This is a genomic window from Marinomonas flavescens, from assembly GCF_004352835.1.
In the GTDB taxonomy this organism is placed as follows: Bacteria; Pseudomonadota; Gammaproteobacteria; order Pseudomonadales; family Marinomonadaceae; genus Marinomonas; species Marinomonas flavescens.
Genome location: NZ_SJSB01000004.1, coordinates 110,810 through 131,195, shown reverse-complemented (window position 1 = coordinate 131,195; position 20,386 = coordinate 110,810). Strand labels below are relative to the sequence as shown.

18 protein-coding genes are annotated in these 20,386 nt (G+C 45.2%); 5 read left to right on the top strand and 13 right to left on the bottom strand.

Annotated features, from left to right (window positions below):
- Window positions 1-75 precede the first annotated feature (75 nt).
- Window positions 76-204 carry a hypothetical protein gene (locus tag E0D70_RS17695; protein WP_276312843.1) on the bottom strand — a complete coding sequence of 43 codons (129 nt, stop codon included), beginning with the start codon at window positions 202-204 and terminating at the stop codon, window positions 76-78.
- Between the two features lie 116 nt (window positions 205-320).
- On the opposite strand from E0D70_RS17695, the gene tnpB reads away from it, so the two are divergent.
- Window positions 321-473 (top strand): IS66 family insertion sequence element accessory protein TnpB, encoded by a 153-nt coding sequence (tnpB, locus tag E0D70_RS17765; protein ID WP_133011336.1) that lies wholly within the window; start codon window positions 321-323, stop codon window positions 471-473.
- On the opposite strand, the gene E0D70_RS05805 is transcribed toward tnpB, so the two are convergent.
- The 4 genes from E0D70_RS05805 to E0D70_RS05790 form a co-directional block, all read right to left on the bottom strand.
- The gene (locus E0D70_RS05805) at window positions 420-1,064 is read right to left on the bottom strand and encodes a hypothetical protein (RefSeq protein ID WP_133011335.1); all 645 of its coding nucleotides are present in this window, start codon (window positions 1,062-1,064) and stop codon (window positions 420-422) included. The genes tnpB and E0D70_RS05805 overlap by 54 nt on opposite strands.
- A 171-nt stretch (window positions 1,065-1,235) precedes the next feature.
- The gene (locus E0D70_RS05800) at window positions 1,236-1,976 is read right to left on the bottom strand and encodes an ETEC_3214 domain-containing protein (RefSeq protein ID WP_338068570.1); all 741 of its coding nucleotides are present in this window, start codon (window positions 1,974-1,976) and stop codon (window positions 1,236-1,238) included.
- A gap of 624 nt (window positions 1,977-2,600) precedes the next feature.
- Complete coding sequence (locus E0D70_RS05795; RefSeq protein ID WP_133011333.1) at window positions 2,601-3,515, bottom strand: LysR substrate-binding domain-containing protein; 915 nt, start codon at window positions 3,513-3,515, stop codon at window positions 2,601-2,603.
- A gap of 18 nt (window positions 3,516-3,533) precedes the next feature.
- The gene (locus E0D70_RS05790) at window positions 3,534-4,430 is read right to left on the bottom strand and encodes a LysR family transcriptional regulator (RefSeq protein WP_133011332.1); all 897 of its coding nucleotides are present in this window, start codon (window positions 4,428-4,430) and stop codon (window positions 3,534-3,536) included.
- Window positions 4,431-4,568: 138 nt separating this feature from the next.
- On the opposite strand from E0D70_RS05790, the gene E0D70_RS05785 reads away from it, so the two are divergent.
- Window positions 4,569-6,998 (top strand): GcvT family protein, encoded by a 2,430-nt coding sequence (locus E0D70_RS05785; RefSeq protein WP_165942874.1) that lies wholly within the window; start codon window positions 4,569-4,571, stop codon window positions 6,996-6,998.
- Window positions 6,999-7,135: 137 nt separating this feature from the next.
- Here the strand turns inward: E0D70_RS05785 and E0D70_RS05780 are convergent, their stop codons facing one another.
- From E0D70_RS05780 to E0D70_RS05750, 7 genes are all read right to left on the bottom strand, one after another.
- Complete coding sequence (locus E0D70_RS05780; RefSeq protein ID WP_133011330.1) at window positions 7,136-7,726, bottom strand: helix-turn-helix domain-containing protein; 591 nt, start codon at window positions 7,724-7,726, stop codon at window positions 7,136-7,138.
- A gap of 349 nt (window positions 7,727-8,075) precedes the next feature.
- Window positions 8,076-8,918, bottom strand: a complete 843-nt coding sequence (locus E0D70_RS05775) for a tetrahydrofolate dehydrogenase/cyclohydrolase catalytic domain-containing protein (protein WP_133011329.1) — start codon at window positions 8,916-8,918, stop codon at window positions 8,076-8,078.
- An 84-nt stretch (window positions 8,919-9,002) separates the two neighbouring features.
- Window positions 9,003-11,456, bottom strand: a complete 2,454-nt coding sequence (locus tag E0D70_RS05770; protein WP_207923210.1) for a GcvT family protein — start codon at window positions 11,454-11,456, stop codon at window positions 9,003-9,005.
- Window positions 11,457-11,508: 52 nt separating this feature from the next.
- Window positions 11,509-12,366 carry a formyltetrahydrofolate deformylase gene (purU, locus tag E0D70_RS05765; RefSeq protein WP_133011328.1) on the bottom strand — a complete coding sequence of 286 codons (858 nt, stop codon included), beginning with the start codon at window positions 12,364-12,366 and terminating at the stop codon, window positions 11,509-11,511.
- A gap of 58 nt (window positions 12,367-12,424) precedes the next feature.
- Window positions 12,425-13,372: an electron transfer flavoprotein subunit alpha/FixB family protein gene (locus E0D70_RS05760; RefSeq protein WP_133011327.1), complete on the bottom strand. Its 948-nt coding sequence runs from the start codon at window positions 13,370-13,372 to the stop codon at window positions 12,425-12,427.
- Window positions 13,372-14,118 (bottom strand): electron transfer flavoprotein subunit beta/FixA family protein, encoded by a 747-nt coding sequence (locus E0D70_RS05755; protein ID WP_133011326.1) that lies wholly within the window; start codon window positions 14,116-14,118, stop codon window positions 13,372-13,374. The genes E0D70_RS05760 and E0D70_RS05755 overlap by 1 nt, the downstream gene beginning before the upstream one ends.
- Window positions 14,119-14,400: 282 nt before the next feature.
- Complete coding sequence (locus tag E0D70_RS05750) at window positions 14,401-16,053, bottom strand: electron transfer flavoprotein-ubiquinone oxidoreductase (protein WP_133011325.1); 1,653 nt, start codon at window positions 16,051-16,053, stop codon at window positions 14,401-14,403.
- Between the two features lie 580 nt (window positions 16,054-16,633).
- Here E0D70_RS05750 and E0D70_RS05745 point away from each other — a divergent pair.
- Genes E0D70_RS05745 through E0D70_RS05735 form a run of 3 tightly spaced genes read left to right on the top strand, consistent with a single transcriptional unit; the run spans window position 16,634 to window position 19,329 of the window.
- Complete coding sequence (locus E0D70_RS05745; protein ID WP_133011324.1) at window positions 16,634-17,635, top strand: taurine ABC transporter substrate-binding protein; 1,002 nt, start codon at window positions 16,634-16,636, stop codon at window positions 17,633-17,635.
- 24 nt (window positions 17,636-17,659) lie between these two features.
- Window positions 17,660-18,469, top strand: a complete 810-nt coding sequence (locus E0D70_RS05740; RefSeq protein WP_133011323.1) for a taurine ABC transporter ATP-binding protein — start codon at window positions 17,660-17,662, stop codon at window positions 18,467-18,469.
- A gap of 2 nt (window positions 18,470-18,471) precedes the next feature.
- Window positions 18,472-19,329, top strand: coding sequence for an ABC transporter permease (locus tag E0D70_RS05735; protein WP_207923209.1), 858 nt, complete (start codon window positions 18,472-18,474; stop codon window positions 19,327-19,329).
- A 100-nt stretch (window positions 19,330-19,429) separates the two neighbouring features.
- On the opposite strand, the gene purU (E0D70_RS05730) is transcribed toward E0D70_RS05735, so the two are convergent.
- The gene (purU, locus tag E0D70_RS05730; protein WP_133011321.1) at window positions 19,430-20,302 is read right to left on the bottom strand and encodes a formyltetrahydrofolate deformylase; all 873 of its coding nucleotides are present in this window, start codon (window positions 20,300-20,302) and stop codon (window positions 19,430-19,432) included.
- Between the last annotated feature and the right edge of the window lie 84 nt (window positions 20,303-20,386).

The following is a 20,386-nucleotide window of genomic DNA, read 5'->3' as shown; positions in this document are numbered from 1 at the left end:
AGCTTTCTTTTTCTAACGCTTTCTTTCAATCCTTTTCTTCAAGCGATTTTACTTTCAGTCCTTTTTTAAACATGTCTAAGCAACGCTTTTTTGCATTTTCTCATCCAATCGAATCACAGTGTCGCAGCACTTGTCGATCAAGGCTGGGTCATGGCTGACGATCAATAAGGCACAGCCCTGCTCGCGCGCTAAGGCAATGAGCAACTCGGTGATTTCTTTGGCGATAAAGGGATCTAGGGTAAGCGTCGGTTAAACCCCACATAGTAATTCCTTCCAAAAACCATAAAGTCTGTTGTTTTCTCAACAGGAACATAAGGCTTATGTTTACATCCTCCTCTCAGCACCATGTCACTTTGATCTGTGGTCCCACGGACATGCGTAAAGCCATTGATGGGCTATGCAATATCGTCGCGTACGATCTAGAAAAAGAGCCTTGTAGCGAACAGGTTGTAAGTAGTGCTAGCAGACACTGAGCACTCTCTATCAGACATATCAACACTCGTATTCTTCGTCCCTTCATACTCGTAAGTATTCACAAGCTTCATTGAAGGAATTTTATAAGCGCGAACATTCAACTTTGCCTTAGAAATGAAAGAACAGTAAGCATCGCTATAATAAGTATTACCTTTACTGTCCGTCTTTCTTTTTGATTCGTAGTAAACCGCGTTGTGAGCCAGATGAACAATTTTAGTAATCATAACAACATCAGCAACAGCTGGCCCTGATGTCTGAAAGCGACCAGATTGTTCTGCTGCTAATAGTTCACTTTTTAATTTATTAGCAAGTTTGCTGTCAACGATCATATTTCCTGATTTAAGTAGGCGCTGACTAAAATCGTCATATACAAATTCTGTAAAAAAACGAAAATTTTTGTCACTATACTCAATCGGAAATGAAATAATTTTGATGCCATTGGATTTTAATTCTTCTGGAGTAGGTTTCTCATCAGAGATAGGAATCGAAACATATTGAGTATCTCTTACTGGTAGATACCCACCACACCCTGTAAGCGCTATTGATACGACCATAGAAACAATAGCAACTCGTGATTTCCTTAATATCACGTAGACTCTACCTAATTAGTTTCCAAACCGAAAGCCTTCCATAGGCCTTCTTTTTATAACTTCTACACAGCCAGTACCAGCATGTTTTTTTCCCACTGATGCCTCTGAACCAGAAGAAGCTCTTACCTGCCAGCAAGTTGAAGACATTTCGCTGTCACGATCCGCTAGTGTTCAAGCAAAAGCCATATTAACCACACTCTGACCAAACAAATTATCACTGCTAAACTGAGCACTGCATTGAATAGTCACATCACAAACGCAACATACACTTAAACGCAAGCTTTCATCCAACAAGCTCACTCTAATAACCTGATTAATACAGGATTCAGAACCCTTGAGCTGCACACTGGGTTTTCTCCTATCAATCACGACATTAAGCTGATTTACAAAGTATCTGGTTTTTTCTTGTCCTATCAAACCAAACCAGAAAACAACCAACTGATCCGATGTCGCGATGCCGCGCTTATTAATCGTACCGGCATCCTTCAATTCAGAATAATCGGCACCGTATCCTACATAGACGAAGTATTGATTTAAAAACAACCCAGCGCGCCCTAGTGAATGAGATTCCATGTAGTACGTAATGTTGGCATTATCCAAGCGATAGTCATCAAAACTATCGGAATAATCAGAGTAAGAAAAAGAACCTAATTGAAACTCAGAAAACGGCAAAGAAGGGTCAAAAGAGCGACGTAAACTGACGACTTGATACGCGACTACTCGTGATTTTTGTGCCGCGATGGCCAATATATATTTGCGATCCGTATAATAACGATACTCAAGATCCTTGATTGTCTTGGAAGGCTTTATAACTTTAGCAATACCAAATGTTTGCTCGATAAAATCAAGATTCCCACCCACTTTAACGCTTTCAAGGTGAGAAAATTCTACATTATTTGTAAAGTGGCTAATACTACTGTCATAAATTTCAAGAAGAAGTTATTTGGTATTACCCCATGATCCAAAAGAAATCATCACAGAAGCAATTAACACAGCAACAGCTTGAAGGCGTTTATAAATAGGAGCTTGGGGGTTACTAATTGATCCATCTTCTTGTAAAAATCCATTTACTTTTGTAAAGCAAGCATTATTTAACTACATAAAAGCCATAAAGATCAACAAGTAAGTAGAGAAAAACAATGTTTAATGACGCTATCTTTACTAAAAATCCCCCTCCCTCATAACACCAAATCGAAGATCATTGTTCTCAAAGTAAAAAGGAAATTCACCTAAAAAAGCATCAGAAGAATAAAACAGATCAATTTATAGACAGGCATAAACTTTTTATAAAGCCATTGTCGCCTTTACAAAAGTTATTATCCAATAACTGTAAAGACATATTTAATGTATTTGTGTTTATTAAAATTTAAATCATAAAAAAATTTTATGATTTAAATAATTCCAAAAGAATACAGATCAAACAATACGGTTTGCTTGATAACCTCCTGAAAATACATTCAAGAGAGAGAATCTACAAAGAGAAAAAGACAGGGGCACAATACGAGAGGAAAGACGGGGGAACAGCAAAGTGGCCACTTACTGTAGGTATCGCTGCAAAACAGAGTCTTGCTCAATCATTTTATTCAGCCAATTAACAAAATAATTGACCCTAGAGTTGTCGCGTGAAGCTGCAGGATAAACAATATACCAAGAGCCTATTTCAGGTGCGATTAACTCAATGGGCACAGTTAGCTTTCCACTTGCGATATCACCACAACAGAAAAACGCGGGCACAAAAGCCACACCTTGCCCGGCAATAGCGGCTTCCAACACCAACTGATAGTTATCGTAACCTACCTTGACCTCAAGGTTATCTAGACTCATCACACCTTGCTGCTGCAGCCAATGGGATAAGTTTTCAGGAGATTCAGAAACATGCAGCAATGGCTTGGTTAATAGCTCGGCTAACGAGGAGCAAGCTTGCTCAGAAAATAAATTAGGGCTGCATACCGGCACCAAACTGCCTTTAAATAAATACTGGTAGGATAAATGGTGGTCTTTTTCTTCTGTATAAACCACCCCTAAATCGGATGCACTTTTTTCATACTCCCAGCTAAAATAAGTGCTAAACAATTCAACGTTCAACTCTGGGTATTGCTGCCGGAAAAAACCTAAACGCGGTACTAACCAACGCGATGCTATGCCCATATAAAACTGCACAACCAATTTACCCTGATCAGGCTCACCGAAAATTTCCTCTGTGCTGCGCTCTATGATCTGTAACGCATCGTGCACATCTTGATAGTAACGCTGACCGAGGTTGGTTAACGCCACTCTTCGCCCCATACGTACAAAAAGCTCTGCCCCCAAATCTTGTTCTAACTTTTTAATTTGATGACTAACCGCAGAATGAGTGACATTAAGCTCATTAGCCGCCTGCTGAAAACTCAACAAACGAGCTGTTACTTCAAAGGCTCGCAACGCATTTAACGAAGGTAATCGTCTTTTCATACTGACTCTATCCAAGCTCTATTGAGGATTAAAACGAGATTCACTTAATAGCCAATCACAGAACACCGTTGACGCCGCAGACAGGGGCAAGCCTTTTCGATAACACAAATAGTAGTTACCTTTGGTCTCAATACTGTCCATAAAAGGCGCTACTAGCTGTTTTGCCAAGACCCCTTCTTGCATCATTTCGTCATACATTAAGCAAATACCACAACCATTGGCCGCCATACTCACCGCAGAAGCATGACTGTCCGTGTAATGACGTGGTAAATCCATCAACGAAGATAATCCCATCTTGGTTAACCAGGAATCCCAACCTTGTTTGGCACCAATCACCTCTAACAAGGGGAGACAGACTAAATCTTCTGGACTGCGCAAACGTTTTGCATTTTCAGCGCTGCAATAAGGGCGCAAATTAGGGGTAATCAAAGGATAAGCCTCAAACCCAGACCAATCCCCCGAACCGTAGCGAATCTCTAATTCAGTGGTGGATCGTTCAAAATCACTTTCCCAGTTGGTTCCCAACTGTCGTACCGTCACCTGAGGGTATATCGCATGAAATTTGGCCATGTGCGTAGCCAGCCACAGTACGCCAAAAGACTCATTGACATTCACCTCCACCATAGAAGCATTCACAGGGCTAAATATCTGAGCGGCACCGGTATTTAATAAGCTCATGGAATCTTGCACCAAAGGCAAAAAAGCTCGACCCGCATCCGATAGCTGTATGGCGCGATTCGCCCTGACAAACAATTTTTGCGCCAGATGATGCTCCAACAATTGAATCTGTTGGCTCACCGCAGACTGGCTCATATACAACTCTTCTGCCGCCAAAGTGAAACTCAGCTGGCGTGCCGCCGCCTCAAATGTGCGTAGCCAATTCAGCTGTATATTGTTGGTTAATCCTTTGTGCATGATTTCTCACTTCAAATAAGTTGAGCTTATCTAAAAACGCAAATTTTATCGTTTGTAGTAATGCTAACCGTTTTATAGCATCAGTTTATCCCAACACACAAGCTCCAATTTGCGAGCCTTAACATGAGAATAGAGACTATGAAAAGTACGACGGACGTTCTTATTATTGGCGGTGGTATTGCGGGCGTAAGCACCTTGTATCATCTAACAAAAATGGGCTTGACGGATGTTATGCTCACCGAAAAACTGGAGCTAACATCTGGGTCTACGTGGCATGCAGCGGGCAACTTGCCACATTTTAGTAACAGCTACAACATCATGAAATTGCAACAATACAGTATTGATCTATACAGTCGTTTACAGGCTGAAACTGGTCAGCAAGTTGATCACCACCAAACCGGCGCCATTCGACTCGCTCACACCCAAGATCGCATGGATGAATTCCAACGAGTTGCCGCCATGTCTGACCTTGCGGGCTTAGACCTAGAAATCGTCGACAACCAACGCCTACAAGAACTCTTCCCTTTTCTAGATACAACAGGACTTGTCGGCGGTCTATGGGACCCAGCCGATGGTCACATCGACCCAACCAGTGTTACCAACGCCATGGCCGCTGGCGCTCGAGCCGCCGGTGCCACTATTGTTCGTAATAACCCAGTAAAATCCATCGAGCAACAAGCCAATGGCCGCTGGACAGTGACCACTGAAAAAGGTGTCATCGATGCCGGAAAAATCGTCAACGCAGCTGGTTTTCGCTGTAACGAAGTGGCCGAAATGATAGGCCATCGACTTCCAGTCTGCTCAATGGAACACCAATTTGTTGTCACCGATAATGTGCCAGAATTAGAAGCCCGTGACACCATGTTACCTATGCTTCGCGACCCTGATGTGTCCTATTACCTACGCCAAGAAGGCAAAGGTTTTATCCTAGGTCCCTATGAAAAAGACGGCATTCCATGGGCGGTAGATGGCGTACCAACGGCCTTCGGTCAGGAGCTATTACAACCTTCTTTGGACCGCATTGAAGACATTATGTGTACCGCCATGGAACAAGTTGGCATTGTTGCTAATGCCGGTATTAAAACCACCGTTAATGGCCCTATTACCTACACCCCAGACGGTCATCCTTTGATTGGTCCTGTACACGGCTATGACAATTATTTTGTCTGTACAGGGTTCAACTTCGGCATAGTACAAGGTGGCGGCGCTGGGCATTTCATGGCGCAATGGATAGTTGATGGACACCCTGAACTAGACCTTTTTGAGCTCGACCCTCGCCGCTTTGGCGACTATGCCAACCACGAATACACAGTGGCAAAAGGAACTGAAGTCTACGCCAATGAGTATCAGCTGGGCTTCCCCAATGAATACGCCATGCGCCCAGCAAAACGCGGACAAAAACAAGCACCTATTTACCAACGCCAAGCAGAACAAAATGCCGTCTTTGGCGCCTATTTCGGCTGGGAACGTGCTAGTTGGTTCGCACCTCAAGGTAGCGAAGCAACGGAAACGCACAGCTTTCGCCGCGGCAATTGGTTCGAGCCAGTTGCAGCAGAGTGCCAACTGGTTCAGCAACATGTTGGCGTATTAGACCTATCGCCCTTCACCAAGTTTGAAATTTCGGGATCTGGAGCCCATGCTTGGCTGGAGTCTTTCTCGCCTAACCGAATTCCAACTCAAACGGGCAATATCGCCCTTGCACACCCATTAACCAATGATGGTGGCATTGCTTGGGAATTTTCCATTACCAAGTTAGAAAGCGGCCACTATTACATGATGGCGCCAGCTGCCGGTGAGCTCTTGATTGAAGATTGGCTACGCACACGCTTACCGAAAGATGGCTCAGTGGCACTCACTAACATCACCCGTGACTACGGCACCTTGGTTTTAGCAGGGCCAGACGCACGAAAAGTATTGCAACAATTGACCGAGACAGACCTAAGTAATGCTGCTTTCCCATGGTTCACTGGACAAGAAATCCAAGTCGCAGGCGTGCCTACCCGAGCCCTCAGAATGAACTTCGTAGGCGAACTAGGCTGGGAGTTGCATCACCCTATTGAGCATCAAGAAGCCCTTTATGACGCCTTAATGGCGGCAGGTAAAGCGTTCAACATAGGTAACTTTGGTCTCAGAGCGATGGATTCCATGCGCCTTGAAAAAGGCTACTCCATGTGGGGCCACGATCTAAACAGTGAATTTAGTATTCTCGAGTCCAACTTAAGTTTCTTTGTAAAAATGGGCAAAGGGGAATTCGAAGGTAAAGCCGCCCTTAGCATTGAAAAAGAAGCCGGCATTAAACAAAAAATGATGCTGATTGAAGTCCATTCAACAGACCTAGATGCCGCCAATGGCATGGAACCTATTTACCATGATGGCAAAGCCGTAGGCCAAGTCAGCTCAGGTGGATACGGCCATCGCTGTCAAAAGAGCCTAGCCCTTGCCTATATCCAAAGCGACTACCTAGATAAACCCTTAACGGTAAAAATCCTTGGTGATCACTACCCGATCAGCTGCCTGAAAAAGCCGCCTTACGACGCCAGTTCAGAGCGTTTAAAATCAGACGACTGATCCCTTCTATGAGTAAAGGCTACTAATTAAGAGCTATCAGTAAGGGCTGTGATTAGAATAAGCCCTTGCTGATAGATAAAATCCGCTAAAAAAAAGGGTCATAAACAAAGTCTATGACCCTTTCCTATTTCTCAGCGTTAATAACCACCACCGGTAAGGGTCCATACCACTACAGCATCTTCACTGTCTGATGGATTACGTACCCAATGGGATTCGTCTCCGGTAAGAATAAAACTGTCTCCTGCACTTAATAAGAAGCGCTTTTCGCCAATGCCAAGCTCGATCGTGCCAGCTTGCAACAAGCCGCCTTCTTCACCTTTTCTTTCCCGAGCTTGTGTTTCTGAGCCTGGTGAAAAAGTGGTCAAAATCATCTGTAATTGACCTGATAAACGTGGCGACAACAACTCTTCCCTAATGCCAGTTCCAGCAAAGTGTAAACTACGTCGAGAGTCACCACGAACAATGTGATTCACTTCTTCTATGGGTACTTCCAAATCCGTATGAAAAAACCAACTCATTTGGACATCAAGCACCTTACAAATTGCCTGTAGAATCGGAATCGGCAAAGCGGACACACCACGCTCAACTTGGCTAACATAGCCGACAGAGCGCTTAATTCGCTCTGCCATTTCGATCAAGGTAATGCCCTTGGCTTTACGTAAATCACGTATTTGACGACCAATTCTTAGGTTTTCAGCGTCTGCATCAGTGCGTATTTTATTCGTCATAACAGCCCATACTAGCCCGTGTTTAAAGTAATTTCTCTAATCAAAAAAGCACATGATTAAAGTACTTAGGTGGTTCGCTAAAAGACAATAGAGCGAAACCAAAAAAACCACCTTTATAAAAGGCGGATAAGAGTAACCGATAGCATTAAAAAACGTAAGACACACAGCTTTCCAATCGTTTGTTTAGCAACAACAAAGCCGCTTATCTTATGATAGCGGCTCTGTTTTCGGCACAAAAGTGCTGAACACCCTGATAACTAAAAGCGAATGTTCACAACAAACTCTTTATAACAAGCAAGTACTGATAAGAATCAATCGCTTAGAAGAATCAAGACGATGGTTTACCTCCCTATTGCGCCGCTATCCTTGCAGACTCTAGAGTTTGACTGATCAAGGCATTAATCGTCATAGGACCAACACCACCCGGCACCGGCGTTACCGCCATCGCCCGCTCGGCCAAGCCAGATTTATCTATGTCGCCAATTCCGCCTGGGTGATAACCCGCGTCCACCACCACTGCGCCATCTTTAATCCAATCAGCTTTAATCAACTCTGGCTGACCAACGGCTCCGATCACAATATCCGCTTGAGCAACCAGCCCCGCTAAATTTTCAGTGCGCGAATGGCACACAGTCACAGTAGCATTGGCATTTAACAGCATGGCTGCCATAGGTTTGCCTAAAATAGGACTGCGCCCTACCACCACCGCATGCTTACCTGATAAAGGCACATCATAATGATGCAACAAGGTCATAATGCCCGCAGGAGTAGCTGAACCAAACGCCAGCTCGCCCATCGACATCAAGCCAAAGCCTTGCGTGGTCACACCATCTACGTCTTTTTCAATGGCAATAGAGTCAAAACAGGCCCTTTCATCTATCTGCGCTGGCACCGGATGCTGCAATAAAATGCCACAGATTTTAGGGTCTTTATTTAATATTTCGATTTGCGTCAATAATTGCTCGGTACTGGTCTCTTCTGGCATCTCAATTTTGACCGAGTCCATCCCCACACGCTGACAAGCATTTTGCTTCATCTGCACATAGGTTGCCGAGGCAGGATCGCCTCCCACCAAAATAGTCGCTAAGGTAGGCACTTCTGCTCCAGCCTTAGTGAGCGCCTCTACTGCACTTTTCAATTGAGATTCTCTGTGCTTTGCTAACGCTTTACCATCTAATATCAGTGCTGCCATCATTTATCCCTGTCTATCAAGTCATCTTCTATCGATCAAAGAAAAAAACTAAGAGCTGCAAGCAGCCCTCAGATGCACCAAGTATTAGCGCTTAATATTTTCCATGGCTGGGTCATAGAAAGAACGCAGCGAAGGTGTCACTTTATAACGCACACACTCCACTTCAATTTCAAAGTTGCTTGCTTCTAACCAATCTTTTGTCACGCCCGCTTCCGACTCGATATAACCCATAGCCACAGTCGCACCGACCGTATGACCAAACATACCAGCCGTTGTTCGGCCAACAATAACGCCATCGGCATAAATCGGCTCCTCGTGATAACAAAGCGGTTCTGCATCATCAAATAAGAAGGCCACAAAACGTTTTTTCAAAGGCCCTTGGGCTTTTTGCTCAAGCACTGCTTCCTTACCAATAAAGCCACCTGCTTTTTCAAAATCACAGGTAAAGCCTAAGCCTGCTTCCAACACAGTGTCTTCGTCTGTGATGTCGTGGCCCCAGTGGCGGTAGCATTTTTCCATCCGCAACGAGTTCATCGTATGGTAGCCATATGGGCGGATATCAAACTCAGCCCCCGCTTCAAATACTAGCTCGTACACGCTTGGCGCAAACTCCGTTGGAATGTACAACTCCCAACCCAACTCACCCACATAGGTAATACGCGACGCTCGCACAATCGCATAACCCAGCTCAATCTCACGCGACGTGGCAAATGGGAAACCTTCGTGGGATAAATCCGCCTTGGCCAATTTGGCAAGAGTGTCACGAGACTTAGGCCCCATCACGGTGACGACGGCATAAGCTGATGTCATATCTGTGATAACCACCGCAGTATCAGCCTGTTTATGACGGCGCAGCCAGTCTAAATCACGGGTTTGACAAGCCACCCCAGAAACCACCAAATACTGATCGTCAGCCAAGCGAGTTACCGTCACATCGGCTTCAATTCCACCACGCTCATTGAGCCATTGGGTGTAAACCATCTTGCCCACGGCAACCGATACATTGTTACAACAAATACGGTTAAGAAATGCCTCAGCATCCGGGCCTTCTATCTTATATTTACAAAAAGAACTCTGATCAATCACACCCACAGATGTTCTGACCGCTTGGTGTTCTTCTTGGTTGTTCTCAAACCAGTTCTGACGACCAAAAGAGTATTCGTACTCGGCTTTTTGGCCTTCTTTAGCAAACCAATTGGCGCGCTCCCAGCCATTTTCACTGCCAAAAACGGCACCTTGAGCTTTAAGTTGCTCATGCAATACCGAGCGTCTAACACCACGAGCGGTTTTAAACTGCTTGAAGGGATAATGAGTTTCATACAATAGACCCAGCGATTCAGTGGTGCGCTCTTGTAAGTACTTCTGAGTGCCTTGGAAAGGCATATTGCGACGAATATCTACGTCCCATAAATCTTGTGGTGCATGTCCTTTATGAATCCATTCTGCCAACATTTTACCGGCACCACCTGCGGACTGAATGCCCACCGAGTTAAACCCAGCGGCAACAAAATAGTTACGCACCTCTGGCGCTTCACCTAGGTGATAGCGGTCGTCTGGCGTGAAGGATTCAGGGCCGTTAAAAAACACCTGCAAACCGGTTTTTTCAAGAATCGGCAAACGGTGCATGGCCGCTTCTAAATAGGGTTCTAAATGATCAAAGTCTTCTGGCAATTCATCAAAGAAAAAGTTTTCTGGTATACCTTCCATGCCCCAAGGCTTGGCATTTGGCTCAAACATGCCAACTAACAGCTTGCCTGCGTCTTCTTTGTAATAGCAAAAGCCATCCATGTCTCGCATCGTCGGCAAGCCACGCTTCAAATCAGGCATGCTTTCTGTGACAACATAAAAGTGCTCCGCCGCATGCAATGGCACATTAACGCCAGCTTTTTTGCCAAATTCACGGGCCCACATGCCCGAGCAATTCACCACATACTCAGCGTCTATATCACCTTGTTCGGTAATCACGCCCACCGCTTTACCGTCTTTTACCTTCATATCCAAGACTTTAACGCCTTCGATAATCTTGGCACCGCCTTGGCGTGCGCCTTTGGCCAATGCTTGGGTAACATCCACAGGGCTTGCCATGCCATCCATCGGCAAATGAATCGCACCAATCACATCGTCCACATTCATTAGTGGCCATAAGGATTTGGCTTCATCTGGAGAAATAACGTCACACGGAAAACCGGCAACCTTGGCCATCGATGCGCCACGTTTCAGTTCTGCAAGGCGTTCTTTATTGGTCGCAATGGTCAAAGAGCCATTACGAACAAACCCAGTTCCTTGGCCTGTTTCCGCTTGTAACTGTTCATACAAGGTAGCGCTGTAATTCGCCAACATAGACATATTGTAGGTAGCACGTAACGTCGGCACTAAACCCGCCGCATGCCAAGTGGTACCACAGGTAAGCTGTCTTCTTTCGAGCAGTACCACATCGGTAAAACCAAGCTTGGTTAAATGGTACGCCACGCTGCAACCAATAACGCCGCCGCCAACGATCACAACTTGAGCAGAACTAGGTAGTGTTTTAGTCATCATCTTTCTCCAAGCGCTTTACCTTGTTGGTAAAGCGCCTAATAAATCCATTCTCTTAGTTGAATACTACGGTCTTGTTGCCTCGCACCAAGACTCGATCTTCTAAATGCGCACGCAAACCCCGCGCCAAGACAACTTTCTCAACGTCTTTACCCCGTCGTACTAGCTCTTCAACCTTGTCGCTGTGCTTAACGCGAACCACGTCTTGGTCAATGATCGGCCCTTCGTCAAGGTCTTCCGTTACATAATGACAAGTCGCACCAATCAGCTTAACACCGCGTTCGGCGGCTTGATGATAGGGCTTAGCACCAATAAAAGAAGGCAGGAAGCTGTGATGAATATTGATCACCTTGTGCTTCAAAGTCTGACACAAGGAAGGTGGCAGAATTTGCATGTAACGCGCCAACACCACACAATCGGTTTCATGTTCAGTCACCAAGCGCTCTACTTCAGCAAACCCAACGGATTTATTGCTAGGGTCGATCGGCACACAAAAATACGGAATGCCATACCACTCAACCATGCTACGCATGTCTTCATGATTGGAAATGACACAAGGGATGTCACAGTCCAAATCACCACTCTTCCAGCGGTCTAGCAAATCAGACAAACAATGGCTGCCTTTACTCGCCATCAACACCACTTTCTTAGGACGGCTGGTATCAAGTACCTGCAAATTCATGCTGAACTCTTCTTTCAAACCAGCAAATTTTTGCGCTAACACTTCCGCACTAAACGACAATGATTCTGCTTTAATTTCAAAGCGCGAGAAAAACCAATTGTTTTCTTCGTCTGAATAGTGAGCAGCTTCTTTAATCCAGCCGCCATTATTGGTAATCACCTCACCAACACGTGTCACAATACCAATACGATCAGGGCAATCTAAAACAATACGATAGGTGCGGTCCGACATCTCATGCTCTCCGAATCGGGCATTGTAAAAATGCCCCTATTGCTAATAAGTTAAGTAATTAAAGGGCGGCTTCAAATTCTGGTAATACGTCAAACAGATCCGCTTGCAAGCCGTAATCAGCGACCTTGAAAATAGGCGCTTCTTCATCTGTATTGATGGCCACAATGATTTTGGAGTCTTTCATACCGGCCAAATGTTGGATCGCACCTGAAATGCCCACTGCAATGTACAAATCTGGCGCCACGATTTTTCCGGTTTGCCCCACTTGCATATCATTCGAGACAAAGCCTGCGTCTACCGCCGCACGGGAAGCCCCAACAGCGGCGCCAATTTTGTCGGCTACTTTTTCCAGCAAGACAAAGTTATCGCCGTTTTTCATGCCTCGGCCCCCTGAAATAATCACCTTAGCAGAGGTCAATTCAGGTCGATCTGATGACACCACTTCTTCACTAATAAAACGTGAAAGGCCTTGGTCAACTGCATCTGGCAGAGACTCTATCAGTGCATCACCGCCAGTGAATTCGATTGCATCAAACGCCGTACTGCGTACCGTCAGGACCTTTACTGCATCGCTACTCTTGATCATTGCTAAGGCATTGCCTGCGTAAATCGGACGCACAAAAGTATCAGCATCAATGACTTCAATTAGGTCAGATATTTGCGCTACATCGAGTAGCGCTGCTAGGCGTGGCGCAATGTTCTTGCCCGCTGCAGTAGAAGAAACAAGCACATGACTGATGCCCTTTTCGGCCACAAGATCAACCACGAGAGGCGCTAGATTTTCAGCAAGCTGTTGCTTTAACGCCGCACAATTAGCCACCCATACTTTAGCCACACCTTGAGTGCTCGCTGCTTCTTCAACAACACTTTGGCAATCTTCTCCTGCCACCAGCAAGGCTACTTCGCTACCGTTTTTGCTGGCCAACACTTGCGCTGCCGCTAAGGTATTACCTGTTGCTAGGGCGAGTGTTTGATTGTTGTGCTCTGCGATTACTAAAATAGTCATTACAATACTCCTTCCACTTTTAATTTCTCGACAAGCTCAGCCACATTTGCCACTCGTTCGCCTACCGCGCGGACAGCAGGAGTATTGATTTCTAAGGTGGTCAATCTTGGGGAAATATCCACAGCCAGTTCTTCTGGTGTGATCTGCACCAGTGGTTTACGCTTGGCTTTCATGATGTTGGGCAAAGACGCAAATCGCGGCTCATTAAGACGTAAATCTGTGGTGATCAAGCTTGGTAATTTCAGCGCGATTTTTTGCAAACCGCCATCGATTTCACGGGTCACAATCGCCTCGCCGTCTTTGATTTCTAAGCTAGACGCAAAGGTACCTTGGGACATGCCCGCCAACGCCGCCAACATCTGGCCCGTCTGATTGTTATCCCCATCGATAGATTGCTTACCTAAAATAGCGAGAGAAACCTCTTCACGTTCGACAACTTTGCTGAGCAACTTCGCGATGGCCAAAGGCTGAAGTTCCGCCTCTGTTTTTACTTGAATCGCGCGATCAGCCCCTAGGGCAAGGGCCGTTCTTAATTGCTCCTGGCAGGCATCATCTCCCACGCTTACCACGATAACTTCTTCAACCACGCCAGACTCTTTTAATCGAACCGCCTCTTCCACTGCGATTTCGCAGAAAGGGTTAATCGACATTTTGACATTCGACACATCAACGCCAGAATTATCTGACTTCACTCGAATTTGAACATTGGCATCCACAACTCGTTTAACGGCGACTAGCACTTTCATTTTTCGCTCCAACAAAGAAGAAAACAAAAATCATGTAAATGAAATTTACTTTAATAATTTCATTTACATGATTGTTTATCTCTTTTTTTATGTCAATAGTTTTATTGGATAAATCTTTATCGAGGCAAAAAACACTGAAATACAGGCGTTAGAAAATGAATAAAAGAGGTGATCAGAGAAAAGTAAATAAGGAGATACTTTCATTGGCTCGCAAGAAATGCCAACCAATGAAAGCAAACAGCAGATTTCATCTGCGATAATCGGTTTGCTTATATCAGCAGACTACATGTTCGGATAATTTGGCCCACCAGCCCCTTCAGGGACTCGCCAAGTAATGTTCTGTGCCGGATCTTTAATGTCACAGGTTTTACAATGCACACAGTTTTGCGCATTGATTTGAAAGCGTGGGCTACCGTCCTCGTTGTCCAACACCTCATACACCCCTGCTGGGCAATAACGCTGAGCAGGTTCGTTAAACATCGGCAAATTATTCAACAGAGGCACAGACGCATCCTGCAAATGCAGGTGACAAGGTTGATTCTCCTCGTGGTTGGTATTTGACAAGAAAACCGATGAACTTTTATCAAAGCTCAGTTTGCCATCTGGTTTAGGGTACTCAATCGCTTCGCATTCACTTGTCGGTTTCAAACACAAATAATCGGGCTGCGGGTCCCGTAAAGTAAACGGCAAGCGCATGATATTTTGGTCTATGACATTCAACATGCCACCGACAAAGGTGCCGTATTTGTGCAACAAAGAGCCAAAGTTCCGCCCTTTATACAACTCGTCGTATAACCACGACTGTTTAAAATGCTCATGATATTGAACCAGATCATGCCCGCCTTGGTCTTTCTTCATCAGCTCAGGAAATAACACTTCTGCGGCTAACATGCCGGATTTCATGGCAGTGTGAGTACCTTTTATTTTAGAGAAATTCAAGGTTCCTGCATCGCATCCCAGCAGCAAAGCCCCCGGCATGGTCATTTTTGGTAAAGAATTCAAACCACCTTTGGCAATGGCTCTAGCCCCGTAAGACAAGCGTTTGGCTCCCGATAAATACTTACTAATCAAAGGGTGATGCTTCATGCGCTGAAATTCATCGTAAGGACTTAAATTAGGATTGCTGTAATTTAAATCGGTAATCAAACCAACCACTACTTGGTTATTATCCCCATGATATAAGAAGAAACCGCCCGTGGAGCCTGATTCACTCAGCGGCCAGCCTGCCCCATGCAACACCAAACCAGGCTGATGCAGGCTCTCATCGATTTCCCACAATTCTTTAATACCAAGACCATAATGCTGAGGGTCTTTACCCTCATCTAAAGCAAATTTTTTGATCAACTCTTTACCCAGATGCCCACGACAGCCTTCGGTAAATACCGTGTATTTCGCCAGTAGATCCATGCCTGCCATGTAGTTGTCTTTTGCATTACCATCAGAATCGACCCCCATGTCGCCGGTGCCAATCCCCGCCACACGACCGCTTTCTTCGTCATAAATAATATGCGCCGCCGCAAAGCCTGGAAATATTTCTACCCCTAATTGCTCCGCTTGCTCAGCTAACCAACGACAAACATTACCGACACTGGCAACATAGTTTCCATGGTTATGCATCGGCTTAGGCGCTAACGCATTGGGAATTTTGATCGATTTTTTACTATTTTTTAGGTAATAAATTTGATCTTCCACCACAGGCACGGTCAATGGTGCGCCTAAGGTTTGCCACTCTGGAAACAATTCATTAAGTGCCCTTGGCTCAACAACCGCACCAGATAGAATGTGCGCGCCTACTTCCGCGCCCTTTTCAACTACGCACACCATTAACTCTTCGCCTGCGTCATTGGCTTGTTGCATTAAGCGGCAAGCCGTCGATAATCCAGCCGGTCCTGCCCCGACAATAACGACATCAAACTCCATACTTTCCCGTGTCATATTCACCCCTAATTATCAAACTGCACATATAGAAAAAGTTAACAGGAAAATTACACACAGAAAATGAAAATACAACTTAAAATTTCACTCACACGAAAATATGTTTTGACTAGAATCGATTCATGATCTTTAAAAAATAGAATTTGCACACTTTATTGTGACTTTTTTAGCCTAACTCTCTATCTCAACGAATCAATCAAACAGAACGGGCAAATATCGCTTGCACCAAAACAAAGCCATTAATTGGCACTTCTTTGATCAAATATCATTCATTCTCAGACCTTCCACTCTGATCCCTTAGCTATGCGCAAGGATGTAGCAGAAAGAGCCCCAGTCTGCACAAAAAACACGCAACCTTAGTGTTAGTTTTTCTCACAGAAGCGCAGTTTTAATCATTTGTAGCGGCATTTTTTAAACGGCAGTATCGATTTAAGTCATTATTTTGACTCTTCTTTGATAGAAGTCAGTTTCTCGCCAAGTCACGGTTAGTTGCGATATGGCTAAGAACGAATAACTCAATAACTAAAAACAGCTACGTTGCATTGACGTCCAATCATACAAACACGGTAATGAGGTTCTTATGAAGAAAATCGTCTCGACACTAATACACACACTGGCCGTAGGCACCATTGCCTCTGGTACCACTTTTGCGTTAGCCGCCGATAAACCGAGCAAAGTTTCCATTGGTTATTTTTTAGAGTGGCCAACGGCCAACCAAGTGGCTCAAGTGAACGATACCTACAGCAAAGAAATGGGGGTAGAAGTCGAGTGGTACGCCTTTGATTCTGGCACCGCTATGTCTGCGGCGATGGCGTCAGGAGGAGTCGACATGGCCTACTCACAAGGTTTGGTGCCTTTTACCATCGCCGTCTCAAAAGGCCTGCCTATCACCATGGTGGGCATCGCCGTCTCTTACGCTGAAAATGACAACTGCGTGGTCAGAGAACAAGCCAAGATTACCACCGCCAATGCCAAACAACTGGAAGGCAAAAACATCGCCGTTCCTTTTGGTACCGTCTCTCATTACAAAATGCTCAAAACCCTGAAACAGCTAGACGTCGACAGTAAAGAAGTCCACCTATTAGACATGGCACCTGCCGATGGCGCTGCTGCGCTGGCCCGTGGTGATGTTGCCATGGCTTGTGGATGGGGTGGCGCTCTGCGTCGTATGAAGCAATACGGACACGTCTTAATGACGGCACAAGAGCAGGAATCGTTAGGTATTCGAGCCTTTGATGTCATTTCTGCCAACAATAAATTCGCCAAACAACATCCCGCTTTAGTCACCGAGTTTTTAAAAGTCACCAACGACGCTAACACCGCTTATAAAAACGATCCTAAAGCGCAACAGCCTATTATTGCGAAAGCCTCTGGCTTATCACTACAAGACTCAAACCAAATTCTCGACCTATTCACCTTCCCACTTAAAGAGCAGCAAATATCTGCCTATTGGATGGGTGGCGGTGTACAGACCTTTACCAAGGAAGTTGCCGATTTTTTTGTCCAGCAAAAGCAAATCCCCAAAGCCTTGGATGACTACAGTGCCACGGTCGATGCCAGCTACTTCAAAAACGTCAATTAATCCAACTAACATAAGGTATTCATAATGTCTGCATTGAACGCAAATCACATTTCGATGACCTTCGATGAGCCCAATGGCAATCGGGTTGAAGCCCTACAAGACGTAAGCTTTAACCTAAAGCGAGGCGAGCTGCTCGCCATTCTTGGGCCATCTGGCTGTGGTAAAAGTACGCTGCTTAATATTATTGCGGGCTTTTTAGCACCCACTTCTGGGGCTGTGTTAAATGGCAATACGAAACTCACACACTCCGGCCCTGACCGCGGCATGGTATTTCAGCAAGGCGCTTTATTCGAATGGATGAATGTCGCTGAGAACATTGCCTTTGGCCCCAAAATGGCAGGTGTATCAAGTGAAGACACCAGCAAAATCGTTGACGACTTATTAGACACGGTGGGTTTACAAGACTTCGGAGACAAGGCCATTTATGAACTTTCTGGTGGTATGCAACAGCGAGTTGCTCTCGCCAGATGTCTGGCCAACAACCCCGATATTATCTTAATGGACGAACCCCTTGGGGCGCTGGATGCATTAACCCGAGAGAAGATGCAAAGCTTAGTGCTGAAGCTTTGGAAAGAAACCGGTAAAACCATTATTTTGATCACCCACAGCGTCGAAGAAGCCTTGTTCTTAGGCGAACGCCTGTTTGTTATGGCACCAAGACCCGGTCGGATCAAACAAGAGTACCATTTGCCCTTTGCCGAAGAGGGCCTCACAAAAGACCCTAGAGAAGTCAAAACCTCAGCGGAATTCATCGCCAAGCGAGAAGAAGTCTTATCGATGATATGGGGAATGGAAGAAGAAATCATGGGAAATAATCAGGCGGTTGGAATATGAGCATGTCCTTACTTGAATCATTCAAACAATACTCAGGCATTAGTAAATCGGGGATTAACAATCAAAAAACCTCGACTTTTGGTGACACTGAAGCCATAGGAAAAGGCCGATTTTGGAGCATTGTCTCTGTTTTCACCCTCGCCATTGTTTGGCACTTTGGTAGCACATTAGGCTTTATTAACCCGATTTTTTGGCCTGCGCCGAGTACTGTATGGCAACAGTTCATCACCATTTCCCAAGACGGCTACCGCGGTTTTACCTTATGGGAGCATATTTGGGCGAGTCTTTATCGCATCCTAGTTGGCTTTAGTTTAGGTTGCCTTGTGGGTATTCCTTTGGGTTTTGCTATGGGTTTATCTGAAAAGGTGCGTGGTTGGTTTGATCCGATTGTCGAGTTTTTCCGCCCGATTCCTCCGCTTGCGTTTATCCCATTGGTAATCATTTGGTCTGGCATCGGCGAGCGCTCAAAAATCTTACTGATTTTCTTTGCAGCGCTTTGGATCATGGTCATCGCGGCACGCGCTGGGGTTAGCAGCATTAAATTGAATAAAATCCATGCGGCCCACTCATTAGGTGCCAACAAAAGACAAATATTACAACACGTTATTCTGCCCAACTCCTTGCCTGAAATTTTTACCGGCATGCGCGTTGCCATGGGTGTTTGTTGGGGAACAGTCGTCGCCGCTGAGCTAGTCGCCGCGAATTCGGGGGTGGGTTATATGATCATGGTAGCGAGTAAATTTTTAGCCACCGACATCGTCGTATTAGGCGTGATCATCGTTGGCTTAATTGGCTACAGCATCGACATCATCATGCGTAAGATCGAAGCCAAGCTCATTCCTTGGAAAGGCAAATCATAATCTCCTGATTAAGTATTCAATGTCATAAAAAAAGGAGAAAGGGCTGTCACCCTTTCTCCTTTTTATGTGCCCCTTCCTGAACACATACCCCTTTTTTCCCTTAACGAAAGACAACCGTTTTGTTGTCATCCATAAACACACGGTGTTCGATGTGTAATTTTACCGCCCGCGCTAAAGCAACGGTTTCGGTGTCTCGACCGGCGGCCACTAAGGCTTCAGGAGAAAACGCGTGATTCACTATCTGCACAGATTGCTCAATGATCGGGCCTTCGTCCAAATCAGACGTAATATAGTGAGCCGTCGCACCGATCAATTTAACCCCTCGCGCATGAGCTTGGTGGTAAGGCTTAGCCCCTTTAAAACCGGGCAAGAAAGAGTGGTGAATATTGATCGCACGGCCTTTCAGCTCGGTGCATAAGCTGTTCGACAAGATCTGCATATAACGCGCCAGAATCACCAACTCAGTGCCCGTTTCCTCAACAATGCTCAACAAGGCTTGCTCTTGCTCACGCTTGTTTTCTTTGTTCACTGGCAAATAAATAAAGCGAATGCCTTCACGTTCCGCCATCGGGCGCAAATCCAAATGATTAGACACAATGGCTGTGACTTCCATGTTCAACTCACCCTTGCGCAAACGGTACAAAAGATCGTCCAAACAATGGTCGAATTTACTCACCATGATCAACGCTTTGCAAGGCTGTGACGCAGGCACCAAGGTCCACTTCATATCGAACGGTTCAGCAAACACAGGAAACTCTAGATTAAGGTCTTCCAATGTTTTATCGCCCGTTTCAATGAAGCCAACGGCGCGCATAAAGAAATGGTCAGTGTCTGGGTCATCAAACTGTGACAATTCGCTAATATAACAACCTCGTTCAGCCAAAAACGTGGTGACAGATGACACTATCCCGCTGCTTGCGCTACACGTGATATTAAAAATAAACTGATTTTCTTGCGTTTTTTTCGTTGTCATAATAATTGCCTATTTAACTTCCTAGAGTCGATAAAGTCATTTGCCAAGGCCTGATTTACACAGGCTCAATGCATTCTTATAAAC